The sequence below is a fragment of the Emticicia sp. genome (genome assembly GCF_043780375.1).
GTDB lineage: Bacteria > Bacteroidota > Bacteroidia > Cytophagales > Spirosomataceae > Emticicia.
In genome coordinates this window covers 1-12,963 of record NZ_JAYWCU010000239.1, presented here as the reverse complement: position 1 = coordinate 12,963, position 12,963 = coordinate 1, and the positions used below count along the sequence as shown (strand labels likewise).

11 protein-coding genes are annotated in these 12,963 nt (G+C 34.6%); 4 read left to right on the top strand and 7 right to left on the bottom strand.

From position 1 onward, the window contains the following. Positions 1-209 precede the first annotated feature (209 nt). The 3 genes from thyA to ACH2CJ_RS18245 all read right to left on the bottom strand — a co-directional run bounded on the left by thyA (position 210) and on the right by ACH2CJ_RS18245 (position 1,785). Entirely contained in the window at positions 210-1,004 is a 795-nt protein-coding gene (gene thyA, locus ACH2CJ_RS18255) for a thymidylate synthase (protein WP_394994973.1), read from the bottom strand. Between the two features lie 120 nt (positions 1,005-1,124). Further along, positions 1,125-1,307 carry a hypothetical protein gene (locus tag ACH2CJ_RS18250; RefSeq protein WP_394994972.1) on the bottom strand — a complete coding sequence of 61 codons (183 nt, stop codon included), beginning with the start codon at positions 1,305-1,307 and terminating at the stop codon, positions 1,125-1,127. Positions 1,308-1,365: 58 nt separating this feature from the next. Continuing rightward, a complete protein-coding gene (locus tag ACH2CJ_RS18245) occupies positions 1,366-1,785 on the bottom strand; it encodes an OsmC family protein (RefSeq protein WP_394994969.1) in 420 nt (139 codons plus the stop codon). A gap of 363 nt (positions 1,786-2,148) precedes the next feature. Between ACH2CJ_RS18245 and ACH2CJ_RS18240 the strand changes: the two genes are divergently transcribed. Then, entirely contained in the window at positions 2,149-2,439 is a 291-nt protein-coding gene (locus ACH2CJ_RS18240; protein WP_394994966.1) for a hypothetical protein, read from the top strand. A gap of 220 nt (positions 2,440-2,659) precedes the next feature. Further along, positions 2,660-5,287: an ATP-dependent chaperone ClpB gene (gene clpB / locus ACH2CJ_RS18235; RefSeq protein ID WP_394994963.1), complete on the top strand. Its 2,628-nt coding sequence runs from the start codon at positions 2,660-2,662 to the stop codon at positions 5,285-5,287. Positions 5,288-5,613: 326 nt separating this feature from the next. Here clpB and ACH2CJ_RS18230 read toward each other — a convergent pair whose 3' ends face one another. Further along, on the bottom strand, positions 5,614-6,318 hold the full coding sequence (locus ACH2CJ_RS18230) for a matrixin family metalloprotease (protein ID WP_394994961.1): 705 nt from the start codon (positions 6,316-6,318) through the stop codon (positions 5,614-5,616). 185 nt (positions 6,319-6,503) lie between these two features. Between ACH2CJ_RS18230 and ACH2CJ_RS18225 the strand changes: the two genes are divergently transcribed. Next, positions 6,504-6,794 (top strand): hypothetical protein, encoded by a 291-nt coding sequence (locus ACH2CJ_RS18225; protein WP_394994958.1) that lies wholly within the window; start codon positions 6,504-6,506, stop codon positions 6,792-6,794. 120 nt (positions 6,795-6,914) lie between these two features. Here the strand turns inward: ACH2CJ_RS18225 and ACH2CJ_RS18220 are convergent, their stop codons facing one another. Both ACH2CJ_RS18220 and ACH2CJ_RS18215 read right to left on the bottom strand, forming a co-directional pair. After that, entirely contained in the window at positions 6,915-7,703 is a 789-nt protein-coding gene (locus ACH2CJ_RS18220; protein ID WP_394994956.1) for a DUF3108 domain-containing protein, read from the bottom strand. Positions 7,704-7,729: 26 nt separating this feature from the next. Continuing rightward, positions 7,730-8,821, bottom strand: a complete 1,092-nt coding sequence (locus tag ACH2CJ_RS18215) for an aminopeptidase (RefSeq protein WP_394994954.1) — start codon at positions 8,819-8,821, stop codon at positions 7,730-7,732. A 179-nt stretch (positions 8,822-9,000) separates the two neighbouring features. Here ACH2CJ_RS18215 and ACH2CJ_RS18210 point away from each other — a divergent pair, with 179 nt between their 5' ends. Further along, positions 9,001-9,543, top strand: coding sequence for a hypothetical protein (locus tag ACH2CJ_RS18210; RefSeq protein WP_394994952.1), 543 nt, complete (start codon positions 9,001-9,003; stop codon positions 9,541-9,543). A 70-nt stretch (positions 9,544-9,613) separates the two neighbouring features. Here the strand turns inward: ACH2CJ_RS18210 and carB are convergent, their stop codons facing one another. Further along, positions 9,614-12,457 carry a carbamoyl-phosphate synthase large subunit gene (gene carB, locus ACH2CJ_RS18205; protein WP_394994949.1) on the bottom strand — a complete coding sequence of 948 codons (2,844 nt, stop codon included), beginning with the start codon at positions 12,455-12,457 and terminating at the stop codon, positions 9,614-9,616. Between the last annotated feature and the right edge of the window lie 506 nt (positions 12,458-12,963).

The window sequence follows — 12,963 nt, the reverse complement described above, 5'->3', positions numbered from 1 at the left end:
GGTGAATACACTTTTGTAGTTGAGTCTGGAAAAGATAAATTGACAAAAGATTTCGTAATCAAAACACAAACATTCCGTGGTATTTCGTTGGCAAGCAACCATAAATAATTATGGAAAATAGCCAGCAATTTCGCCACTAACTTCGTCAGAATTAAAAACCTTTGTAAGTATGGTCAGCATCGCATCGAAAGGAGCGATGCTGATTTTATTTATACTGCTACGGGGGCTTTTATGCCGGGATATGGGTTATATTCTTCAAGTTTGAAATCTTCAAATTTGAAGTCGAAAATACTTTTTACGTCAGGGTTGATAATCATTTTGGGTAATTTTCGAGGCTCACGAGAGAGTTGCAATTCGACTTGCTCCAAATGATTAGAGTAAATGTGCGTATCGCCGCCTGTCCAAATAAACTCATGAGCTTCCAAACCACATTCCTGAGCGACCATCATCGTAAATAAAGCATACGATGCAATGTTGAATGGAACACCCAAAAATACATCGGCACTGCGTTGATAAAGTTGGCAAGAAAGTTTATTATCAGCCACATAAAACTGAAAAAAAGCATGACATGGCATCAGTGCCATTTGCGATAATTCGCCCACATTCCAAGCGGAAACAATGATTCTACGAGAATCTGGCGTTTTTTTTAGTTGAGTCAATACCTCTTTCAATTGGTCAATTACTTCTCCATTTGGCCCAGCCCAACTACGCCATTGTTTGCCATAAACTGGTCCCAAATCGCCATTTTCGTCTGCCCATTCATTCCAAATTGAAACGCCGTTTTCTTTTAAATAAGCAGTATTTGTTTCGCCCCTAATAAACCACAAAAGTTCGTGAATAATAGATTTTGTATGCACTTTTTTTGTAGTAACTAATGGAAAGCCTTCCTGTAAATTGAAACGCATTTGGTAGCCAAATACGCTTATTGTGCCAGTACCCGTACGGTCAGTTTTTTTCGTTCCGTTTTTTAGAATATGTTTAAGTAGGTCTTGGTATTGCTTCATTTCGGAATTTATAGTTTTTTGACAAAGATAGAAAAATAAATAAAAATACGGAAGCCATCGCTCAAAGCGATAGCTTCCGTATAAATACTGACGATAATAAACAGCCTGCTGCTGATTGTTTTATTGTTTCTCGCAACAAGATTTGCCTTCTTTTTTGCATTCTTTTACCAGCTCTTTATCACCACACTTCATTTCTTTCTTTGCGGCTTCTTTTCTTGCTTTTCTGCCTTTTTCTTTGTCAAAAGCCAATACGACGCTTACCGAGGAAACAACTAATGCTACAATTATGATGAATTTTTTCATTGGTTTATTTTTTTAGTAAATGATTGATAGGAAATTACAATCAAATTCTATACCAATTTTAATTGATTGATAATGTGTGTGTTATCTCAGCAGTTGGAGATAATTGGGCAGTTGCTGAGCAGTATTTTTCCATTGAAAGTTTGATGGCTCGCTCAACTTTTATCAAGTCTAAATCGCCTTTAAAGGCAAAATGCACATTAATTTTACGGAAAGGACTCATTTCCGTACCGTCAATTTTTTCTCGGTCACCATCAACTGAAATTTTTAGGTCTTCAATTACTTGGCGTTGTTTCTTCAAAATCAAAATTACATCAATAGCAGTGCAGCCACCCAAACCCATCAATAGCAATTCCATAGGTCTTGCCCCCAAATTGTGTCCGCCAATATCAACATTGGCATCAATATGATTTTTTATGCCCGAAGCACCCGATGCTTCAAAATGAAAAGCATCATCTACTCTTGTCAGTTCTACTTTCATCGTTTCTTTTTTTATGCAAAAATAATAATATTCTAACATTAACCCTACTTATCAAAGTTTCAATTCAATGATTTACTTTTTACTATATTAAAAAAATTATATTTTATTTCAATATTATTACATATTAACTTACACGTGTTTTTTGATTTTTTTACATAATATTTATTAAAATCGTTGAATTTTAAACCTATTAAACCATTTTTTATGATATTTATATTGTACTATTCCAATATTTAAAGATACATAAAAAAGAATATGTACAAAATAATATTTGGTAGTATTAGTGTTTTACAAAATATATTAGAAAATACTTGACAAATATCCAATAGTAATATTATATTTGTGTGATTAAACAACAGAACAATGAGAAATAGCATAGACGAAGAAACTTACAGATGGTCATTTAAAGTATTTGGTCTTCTTGGAGTCCTACTTTTATTGGTAAATATTTTTTTATATTACTCTCCAGAACCTGTGCATGTAATGGCGTTTAAGTTTGCCAGTTCGACTTTTTGTTTGTTGTTGTCGGTGGGTATTTGGATGCGTTTAGAATACTTGAAGGCATTTAAGGAAGCCGCTTACAAAGCACGTCGTGTGCCAATGTGGGCATCAATTTTTGTTTTTGTATTTGTTGCATTTTCGAGATTTTTCTAAAATTTTACGATATAATTTATTGAAAGAGTAAGACGAAAGTCTTGCTCTTTTTTTGTGGTTTTAATACCTGTTTTGGCACAATATAAAATGTTTTTATAACTAAAATCTGTCTTTTTGTCTTTTATAGCGTTATAAAAGCCCTGTTTTTCGGTCATTATTTCCGAAAAATATCCTTCTGCATGCTTTTTGATGAATAGTTTATATCAACAAATAATACGCCATGAACTTCAATCAATATACAATCAAAGCTCAAGAAGTGATTCAGACGGCTTCCGAAATTGCTCTTGCTAAAGGGCAACAAGCAATCGAAACGGGACATATTTTAAAAGCCATTTTAGAAGAAGATGCCAATACTGCTACTTTTCTTTTGAACAAAGCAGGAGCAAAACAAGATATAATTCAAGTAAAACTTGAAACAATTATAGAGACTTACCCAAAAGTTTCGGGAGGAACGGGACAAGTTTATTTAAGTAATGATGCCAATCAAGCTTTGAATAAAGCGACCAATTTGATAAAAGATTTTGGTGATGACTTCGTAAGTGTTGAAACTTTATTTTTAAGTTTAGCAGTTGGGAAAGATTCGGTGGCTAACTTATTAAAAGACAATAGTTTATCCGAAAAAAAAATTAAAGAGGCAATAAAAGAATTAAGAAGAAATAGCACTGTGAAAGACCAAAATGCCGAAAATACTTACCAAGCCCTTTCTCGTTACAGCAAAAATCTGAATGATTTAGCTCGAAAAGGCAAAATTGACCCCGTTATTGGACGAGATGAAGAAATTCGTAGAGTTTTACAAATTTTATCTCGACGAACTAAAAACAATCCGATACTTTTGGGTGAACCTGGCGTTGGTAAAACTGCCATTGTTGAAGGTTTAGCTCAAAGAATTGTATCGGGGGATGTTCCTGAAAACCTAAAATCAAAGACTATTGTATCGCTCGATATGGGTTTATTGATTGCAGGTGCAAAATACAAAGGAGAATTTGAAGAAAGACTAAAAGCAGTCATTAAAGAAGTAACCGACTCAAACGGCGAAATGGTTTTGTTTATTGACGAAATTCATACACTCGTAGGTGCTGGTGCAGGTGGTGAAGGTGCAATGGATGCCGCAAATTTGCTAAAACCTGCACTTTCTCGTGGAGAATTGCACACAATTGGTGCAACCACTCTCAATGAATACCAAAAATATATTGAGAAAGATAAAGCTTTGGAACGTCGTTTTCAAACCGTTGTTGTTGACGAACCAAATGTGCAAGATGCAATCTCAATTTTGCGTGGAATTAAAGATAAATATGAGTTGCATCACGGTGTACGAATTCAAGATGATGCCGTTATTGCCGCTGTTGAATTATCGAATAGATATATTTCTGATAGATTTTTGCCAGATAAAGCCATTGATTTGATGGATGAAGCTGCTTCAAAACTTCGCTTAGAAATGGATTCAATGCCCGAAGAATTGGATGAATTGAATCGTAAAATCATGCAACTCGAAATTGAGCGTGAAGCCATCCGTAGAGAGAATAATCGTGAAAAAGAAGGAGTTTTAAACAAAGATATAGCCGATTTAAGTGAGAAACGTAATGAATTGAAGGCAAAATGGGAAAATGAGAAAGGTTCACTCAATGAAATTCGTTCGTTGAAAGAGCAAATTGACCAATTAAAATTGGAAGCAGACCAAGCAGAACGTGCTGGAGATTATGGTAAAGTTGCCGAGATTCGATATGGAAAATTAGTAGAAACGAATAATAGATTAAACGAAATTCAAGCAAGCAATAATCAGCAACCAGCAACACTTTTAAATGAGGAAGTTACACCCGAAAATATTGCCGAAATTGTGGCAAGATGGACGGGAGTTCCTGTAGTAAAAATGTTGCAAAGTGAACGTGAAAAATTGCTTCATTTGGAAGATGAACTTCGCAAAAGAGTAGCAGGGCAGGAGGAGGCTATCGAATTGGTGGCTGATGCAGTTCGCCGTTCACGTGCGGGTATGCAAGATCCTAAAAAACCAATTGGTAGCTTTTTGTTTTTGGGTAGTACTGGAGTTGGTAAGACAGAATTAGCTAAAGCTCTCGCCGAGTATTTATTCAATGATGATACTGCCATGATTCGAATCGACATGAGTGAATATCAAGAACGTCACACTGTAAGTCGTTTGGTTGGGGCTCCTCCAGGATACGTTGGTTATGATGAAGGTGGACAATTGACCGAAGCCGTTAGAAGAAAGCCTTATAGTGTAATTTTGTTAGACGAAATAGAAAAAGCTCATCCTGATGTGTGGAATATATTGCTACAAGTTTTGGACGAAGGACGTTTGACCGATAATAAAGGACGAACTGCAAATTTCAAAAATGCTATTATCATTATGACCTCAAATATAGGAAGTCATATTATTCAAGATAAATATTTGGCAGCTAATGGCGATGAAAAAGGCTGGTCATTATTCTACAAAGAAGAAGCTAAAAACGAGGTAATGGATTTATTAAAAGCTTCGGTTAGGCCAGAATTTTTGAATAGAATTGATGAAATAGTGCTGTTCGACCCATTGACAAAAATCAATATTCGTAGAATTGTGCAGATTCAGTTTAAGCAAATTCAAACACGATTAGCAGAGCAAGGTATTACACTTGAAAGCTCAAATGAAGTTTTGGATAAATTAGGGGAGGAAGGCTACGACATCACTTACGGAGCAAGACCACTCAAAAGAGTGCTACAACGCCGAGTCTTGAACGAACTTTCAAAAGAGGTTTTGTCGGGAAAAGTACAAAAAGACTCAGTAGTGATGATGGAATTGGGTAGCGATGGCGAGATAGTTTTTGAGAATATTGAGGCGGCTGAGGTGGTAGATTGAGGTTAGGTTTATAAGTCAGTCAGAAATGGCTGACTTATTCATTTCAAAATAAGTAGATTTGTAATATTAACAACAGTATTATGAGCCAATCTATTAGACTTGTTGCAATGGAAGATTATTCTTTTAGAAATTGCCTTTTTTTACAGCATCGGCTGTCCGATTGATCTTCGTTTAAATTTTCGTCCGTAACTTCACTATGAACTCAAATTTAAGCCGCAATCAAGCAAAAAATGACTTGATTTTATAAATCGAAACGCCCATTGCAACAAGTCTATTCAGCAGAAAACTTTATTAAAACCTATGAAATAGCTATAGTTGTGGGGCTTTCATTTCAAAATATCCATATAAACAGGAATCAAATTTTGTTGAGTCATACCAGCTTTAGTGCGGTTATCGTAGAGAATTTTGATGTAGGCTTTATCGACATCTGTGTAGTCAGTTGGATTATATTCCAAATCAATGGTGTCCCACATGATAGAGCGTTTGGTTGGAACATGAGAAAAACCAATGGCATGACCAATTTCGTGGCGAGAAATCAAACGGCGGTCAAGAATTGGAAATACACTTGTAACCCAAATCACTACTTTTTCAATTTCATCTTTTGCATTCGAAATCGACATAAACGCTGTTCCGCCAACCTGCAATTCGCCTTGTAAACTTAATTTATATTTTGCTTCAAAATCAGTATCACGACCTGAGTAGAATTTAATATTTGCCTTCGATTCGTCAGAAGTTTTGATGAACTTAGTCGATTGACTCAGTTGATTGATTTGTGTAAAAACACTATCAGATACAGCTAATAAATCGTTTGTATGTTTACTTTCAGTGTCAAACCAATAATAAACTTCACTTTTTGCCCATTTCTGTATTTTTCCTCTGCTTCCACCCAAACCTGCACTTTTGAAGGTATTGAATACGAATTGTCCGTCAATGGTTTTAGGCTCCCAATTTGTTTCAATAGGTGTTGGGTCTTCTGTTTTGCCACAAGCTAAAACAGCTAATAATAAAGCTATGAGAAATTTGTAATACATATATGTAATGGACGATTTTGTTAGAGTAAATTTATTCAAAAGTCATAAAACATGACGAGTAAAATGCAATTTAATATAATTTTAATTCAAAAAGTGAGGGAAAAGTGAATTAAAATTGTCTAAAGAATATACAATGTGCAACCTTTTATCGTTTTTATTCATCTATTACAAAAACGTTTTCGATTATGAAAAATCAATCAAAATTTCGGTTACTGACATTGGTAGGAGTTTTTACTCTTTTATCAGTTAGTTTATCAAGTTGCTTTTATAGTGGTTACGGTTATAATAGTCGCCCCGCTTATGGGTATAGTTATCGTTATCGACCACAAGTAAGGGTTTATTCTGCTCCTCAACGAAGATACTATTCTGATAATTCTCATAGAAATTATGGTAGTAATAACCGTAACTATCGTGGGGGAAACAGAGGAAATAATGGCGGCTCTTATAGAGGTAATAGCCGAAATGGCAGGCATTAAAACTAAAAAAAGCCTCTCAGATTAGTTATGAGAGGCTTTTTTGTATTATTCTGATTGATTTTAAAATACATTAACATTTGGTAAACCACTATGAATTTTCGGATAGTAACCACCGACTTGCTATTTCCAATCAAATTCATACCTTGTATTGCGATATTCTTTTAGCTCCATTGATGCACTACCAACCGAAAAGTCTATTTCTATTCTGATAGGCACACGATTTTGGTCGTCCGAAACCCAAATTCTGATGGCATCCTCTCCTTCAAACATTTTATTTGGAGGTAAAATAGGATTTAATTTAATAACATTTATTTTGCCAAACCGAGTTCTTATCATACCTCTTCCATTAAATTTTACTTTCATGTTATAGATTTCATCATCAAAAAACATATTTGATGAAACTGCTTCACCCAGTTTTACTTTAGAAAAATCAATTGTTCGCAAAAAATAATAACCCGAAACTACATCATGAACATTATCAGGTAGTTTAAAATTTTTCTTTTCTTTGTCTTGTTCACGAACCGCAGCGTTAGCAATATGGTCAAAAATAATCGTTTGGTCTTTTTTATAGTTATTTTCTTGCAAACTCATTAAAAATTTTTGTGGCAGAATTGCGGCAGTATCTAAATAAGAACGATAAGTATTACGAATACGAAAAAGGTCGGTCAAACCAGTAGTTTTACCAAAAATATTGACTCGATAACAAGGACGATTATTGACAGAATATATTTGTGGACTCACCTCAACCGTCGCTTCGCCTATACTTAAAAAACCAAATTTAACTTTATATTCAAAATATTCTCCCGCCTTAAAACTTGTATTCAGCAAATAGCGATAAGAATCGCTCACCACAAACGACGATAATACAAAAATTAGACAAACGAATAGTATTTTTTTTAGAATTTTCATTTCAGACCTTTACTTAATATGCTTTTTTAGAAAACAATACTTGTAGGATATTGTTGTTTTAAATACTTTAAATATTTGTTAAAATCGTGATTGAATTTAACTTTAAACTCATCTTTAAACTGATTTTGCTTACTTTGATAGGTTAGATAGCCAATAAAATACGCATTATTTGGCAGATTATTGTCATTCAATTGCCATTTCTTGCGAGATAGTAATTTCTTTTGAAAATGCCCTGACAAAAGTGTATCAGTCGAATTGAGTATTTGTTCAATCAACCCAAGTTTTTGAGTTTTCTTATTTTCAATAGTCAATTTTATTGGAAAATTTTGATACAAGCTGTCTAAGCTTTTTGCTCCTCGTATTAAATGTTGACTATAAGCATCATTGTATTTTTTTGAGAATTGATAACGCTCTAATTCTTTTGAATGCTTGCCGTACCTACTTTCTAAAAAACGAATCGCTCCATAATCGCCCACAAAATCTGCTAAATTTTCGTTGAATTCTAAGTTGTTTTTAACAAAAAGTGTACCATGTGTTAGCTCATGGATAATAAGAGCAGCCAATCGTCCTTCTGATTTTTCAAGCATCGAACTCAAAATTGGGTCTTTCAAATAACCCAACGTACTCCATGCCGAAACTTCGTTAAGTTGAGTATCAAAACCTTCCTTTTTCAAGGCTAAAATCTCATTATCAGCAATGTTTTTCTCAAAATGCCCCTTATAACTAAAAGTGCCAATAATTGGAAAATGCCATTTTTTTGCTTTTAGTTCAAAAGGCTCACAGGCTGTCATTACCCAAAGAATTGGTTTTTGGTGCTGGTCATAAAAAGTTGTATAATTTTCAGAAGGATTTAGCCCCAGAGAATCAACGGCAAATTGTTTGATTGCTTGAATTAATTTTATTTTGTTTTTCAATGAATCAGGAAAGGTTTTATCAGACAATACATCAGAAATAGGACGGGTATTGATAATAATTTTTAGTTGCCCTTTGGCTTGGCGGTAAACGTAAATTGTGGAATCGTAATTATAAATAAGAAAAAAGCATAAAAATGAAAATGCCACTAAAAGTGTGTATTTGAGTGTTTTTAATAAACTCTGCCCCCAATTTTTTTTCTTCATGTTTGAATCCAATATTTTTCTAATTTATAAACGTAAATATAACTTTATACATTCATTGATAATAAAAAAATTATATTTAACAGTAATATAATACAATTAAAGTTTGAAATTATTTTTATAAATATTTATATTTGAATTGAAATTATTCAAAATCTAATCTTTATTTAACCCTAACATTTATGAAAAAAACAATTATTGCGTCAGTAGTAGGAGGTATCATTCTGTTTATGTGGCAATTTCTCTCGTGGACAATTCTTGATTTGCACCGCCCAATGCAAGAATATTCACCAAAGCAAGATGAAATTCTGAAATATCTCAACGAAAATCTCGACGAAGGTAACTATTTTCTTCCCACAGTTCCAGTGGGAACATCAGCCGAAGAAAATGAAAAAATGATGACTGCTTATGCAGGAAAATCTTGGGCAGAAATTCGTTTTCATAAAACATGGAATATGAATACAAATATGGGATCAAACATAGGCAGAGGTCTTTTGATTGATATTCTTGCAGTATTTTTGCTTTGTTGGTTTTTATTGAAAAACACTTTCGATTTCAAAACTATTTTGATTTCATGTGTAGCTTTTGGTCTAATTTCTTATTTAACAACCGATTATACTACACAAATTTGGTATGAAACCAAATCTATTCCCAACCTTATTGATTCTATTGCAGGTTGGGGTCTGTGTGGGGTATGGCTTGGTTGGTGGCTTTCGAGGAGATAGTTTTTATAAACAGAAAAGTCGTCTGTGGGTGTACAGACGACTTTTCTTATTTTTAATTTTTCGATAGGGTTTACCTACTCAAATAAAGGTTTCTCTCCGAATAAATATTCAAGAAGAAATCATCGGTTAAGTCATCAATGAAGTAAATGCCTTCACCTGTAGATTTCATTTCTGGACCAAGTTCTTTATTTACATTGGGGAACTTATTGAATGAAAATACTGGAATTTTAATCGCATATCCTTTCTTGATTGGTTTGAAGTCAAAATCAGTTACTTTTTTCTCGCCCAACATTACTTTAGTTGCGTAATTTACGTAAGGTTCTTGGTAGGCCTTACAAATGAAAGGCACGGTTCGAGAAGCTCGAGGATTGGCTTCAATAACATAAACCGTTTCATTTTTTATGGCAAATTGAATATTTATCAAACCAACGGTATTCAAACCAATGGCAATTTTTCGGGTATAATCGTCGATTTGAGCAAGTACGTTCTCGCTTAAATCAAAAGTCGGAAGCAAAGCATAAGAATCGCCTGAATGAATTCCAGCAGGTTCAATATGCTCCATAATACCAATAATATATACATTCTCGCCATCACAAATAGCATCGGCTTCTGCTTCGATTGCATTTTCTAAGAAATGGTCAATCAAAATATTATTATCAGGAATATCGCCCAAGATTTTTACTACGTGTTGCTCTAATTCCTGCTCATTGATAACGATTTTCATGCTTTGTCCACCCAAAACATAGCTCGGACGAACCAATAATGGGAAACCTAAAGTTCGAGAAACTTCAACAGCATGATCGGCAGTTCGCACAGTAGAAAACAATGGATAAGGAATTTCCATTTCTTTTAATCTTTCGGAGAAACGACCTCTATCTTCTGCTAAATCAAGTGCATCGTAAGATGTTCCAATGATTTTTATGCCATATTTTGTTAGTTTTTCTGCCATTTTCAAGGCAGTTTGTCCACCCAATTGCACAATTACGCCCACAGGGTTTTCATGCTTTATAATGTCATAAACGTGTTCCCAAAAAACAGGCTCAAAGTATAATTTATCAGCAATATCAGGGTCAGTTGAAACCGTTTCAGGATTACAATTTACCATAATAGCTTCATAACCACATTCTTTTGCTGCTAAAATGCCGTGAACACAAGAATAATCAAACTCAATTCCTTGTCCAATACGATTGGGTCCAGAACCTAAAACAACGACTTTTTTCTTGTTTGAAGGAACCGATTCGTTATCAAGGTTATTAAGCGAAGTGCTAAATGTTGAGTAGTAATAAGGTGTTTTTGCTTCAAATTCTGCGGCACAAGTATCAACACATTTGTATATTCGATGAATTTCCATCTCAATACGCTTATTGAAGACTTGGCTTTCTTTACAGTTTAATACATGAGCAATTTGGCGGTCGGCATAGCCTTTTTGCTTTGCAATAAGCAATAATTCTTTGGTAATATCTTCAATCGAATGTTGTTCGATTTCTTTTTCAAGTGTAATCAGTTCTTCAATTTGGTGTAAAAACCACTTGTCAATTTTGGTTAAATTCTGAATGGTTTTGAACGAAAGTCCAGCTTTAAAGGCATCATAAACATGAAATAAACGATTCCACGAAGGATTTGCCAAAGATTTTTTCAAGGCTTCTTGGTCTTTCAACTCTTTGCCATCAGCCCCTAAGCCATTTCTGCCAATTTCGAGCGATTGACAGGCCTTTTGTAGAGCTTCTTGGAAATTACGACCAATGCCCATTGTTTCGCCTACAGATTTCATCTGTAAACCCAATGTGCGGTCACATCCTGGAAATTTATCAAAATTCCAACGAGGAACCTTTACAATTACATAATCAATGGCAGGTTCGAAAAATGCTGAAGTGCTGCCTGTAATTGGATTTATCAGTTCGTCGAGATTATAACCAATTGCCATTTTAGCGGCAATTTTAGCGATAGGATAACCCGTAGCTTTTGAAGCCAATGCTGACGAACGAGAAACACGAGGATTAATTTCGATGGCAATAATTTCGTCAGTTTCGGGGTTAAGCGAAAACTGCACATTACAACCGCCAGCAAACTGACCGATGGCATTCATCATCTTGATTGCCATGTCTCGCATTCGCTGATAAATGGTATCTGGCAAAGTCATGGCAGGAGCAACCGTTATTGAATCGCCTGTATGAACTCCCATCGGGTCAAAATTTTCGATGGTACAGATAATAACTATATTTCCGAGGTTATCACGCAATAATTCTAATTCAAATTCTTTCCAACCCATAATTGACTGCTCCACCAAAACCTCATGAATAGGTGATGCGTGTAAGCCATTATTGAGAGCTTTGTCAAACTCTTCGGGTGTATTTACAAAACCCCCTCCAGTACCACCCAAGGTATAAGAAGGGCGGATAACTAAAGGAAAACCAATTTCTTGAGCAATTTCTTTGCCCTCCAAAAACGAACGGGCAGTGCGACCTTTACAAACGCCCACGCCAATTTCGATCATTTTTAGTCTGAATTTCTCTCGGTCTTCGGTGGTTTCAATGGCTTTTATATCAACACCAATTAATTCGACACCATATTTTTTCCAAACACCAGCTTTATCGCAATCTATTGCTAAATTTAAGGCAGTTTGACCACCCATTGTTGGTAAAACCGCTTGAATAGGGCGACCCATCGATTTGTGTTTTTCCAAAATTTCAATGATTGATTTCTTTTCGAGCGGCTTGAGATATACGAAATCAGCATTGAGAGGGTCTGTCATAATTGTGGCAGGATTTGAGTTTATTAAACTCACCTCTATGCTTTCTTCTCTGAGCGACCGTGCGGCTTGCGAACCAGCGTAATCAAATTCGCAGGCTTGACCAATGATAATAGGACCAGAACCTATAATAAGAATTGACTTGAGATTGGGGTTTTTTGGCATTTTTCTTTGAAGGGGTTTCGATTTTTACACGTTTTGGCGTGTCTATCGAAGGACAAAGATAACATAGAAATTTCACTTTTCCATTTTTCTATAGACAATATCTTGGAAAAGTACCATAAAAAAATGATAAAATGTAGTTTTTCTTAACTAAAAGCCATAATTTTGGCTATCGTTTTAGTATTGTATAGGTATTAAACAGGAGGAATAACTTTACAAAAAAATGGAGGGATATATTTTTTTATGAGGAAATTTAATTAGTTTTGAAAAACATTATCCGAGAAATTGAGAATGGAATGAACTTTATAAAAACTACTGGGATGTTGAAAAAATCTACTTTTCTGACCATCATCTAATTGAACAGTAAGCAAAACTATTGTATGAATTCTATCGTATGCGTAAACTATAATTTAGCTACAGGGTTTGTTCATAAAAAAAAGATAGGGATTCAAAAAGCTGATATATTTGTTTTAGGAACTAAACATCAATTTATGAATCCCCCCAAAACA

Coding starts and splice junctions, on each gene's coding strand:
- thyA (WP_394994973.1), bottom strand. CDS start 1,004: ATGAAGCAATACCAAGACCTACTTAAACATATTCTAAAAAACGGAACG.
- ACH2CJ_RS18250 (WP_394994972.1), bottom strand. CDS start 1,307: ATGAAAAAATTCATCATAATTGTAGCATTAGTTGTTTCCTCGGTAAGC.
- ACH2CJ_RS18245 (WP_394994969.1), bottom strand. CDS start 1,785: ATGAAAGTAGAACTGACAAGAGTAGATGATGCTTTTCATTTTGAAGCA.
- ACH2CJ_RS18240 (WP_394994966.1), top strand. CDS start 2,149: ATGAGAAATAGCATAGACGAAGAAACTTACAGATGGTCATTTAAAGTA.
- clpB (WP_394994963.1), top strand. CDS start 2,660: ATGAACTTCAATCAATATACAATCAAAGCTCAAGAAGTGATTCAGACG.
- ACH2CJ_RS18230 (WP_394994961.1), bottom strand. CDS start 6,318: ATGTATTACAAATTTCTCATAGCTTTATTATTAGCTGTTTTAGCTTGT.
- ACH2CJ_RS18225 (WP_394994958.1), top strand. CDS start 6,504: ATGAAAAATCAATCAAAATTTCGGTTACTGACATTGGTAGGAGTTTTT.
- ACH2CJ_RS18220 (WP_394994956.1), bottom strand. CDS start 7,703: ATGAAAATTCTAAAAAAAATACTATTCGTTTGTCTAATTTTTGTATTA.
- ACH2CJ_RS18215 (WP_394994954.1), bottom strand. CDS start 8,821: ATGAAGAAAAAAAATTGGGGGCAGAGTTTATTAAAAACACTCAAATAC.
- ACH2CJ_RS18210 (WP_394994952.1), top strand. CDS start 9,001: ATGAAAAAAACAATTATTGCGTCAGTAGTAGGAGGTATCATTCTGTTT.
- carB (WP_394994949.1), bottom strand. CDS start 12,457: ATGCCAAAAAACCCCAATCTCAAGTCAATTCTTATTATAGGTTCTGGT.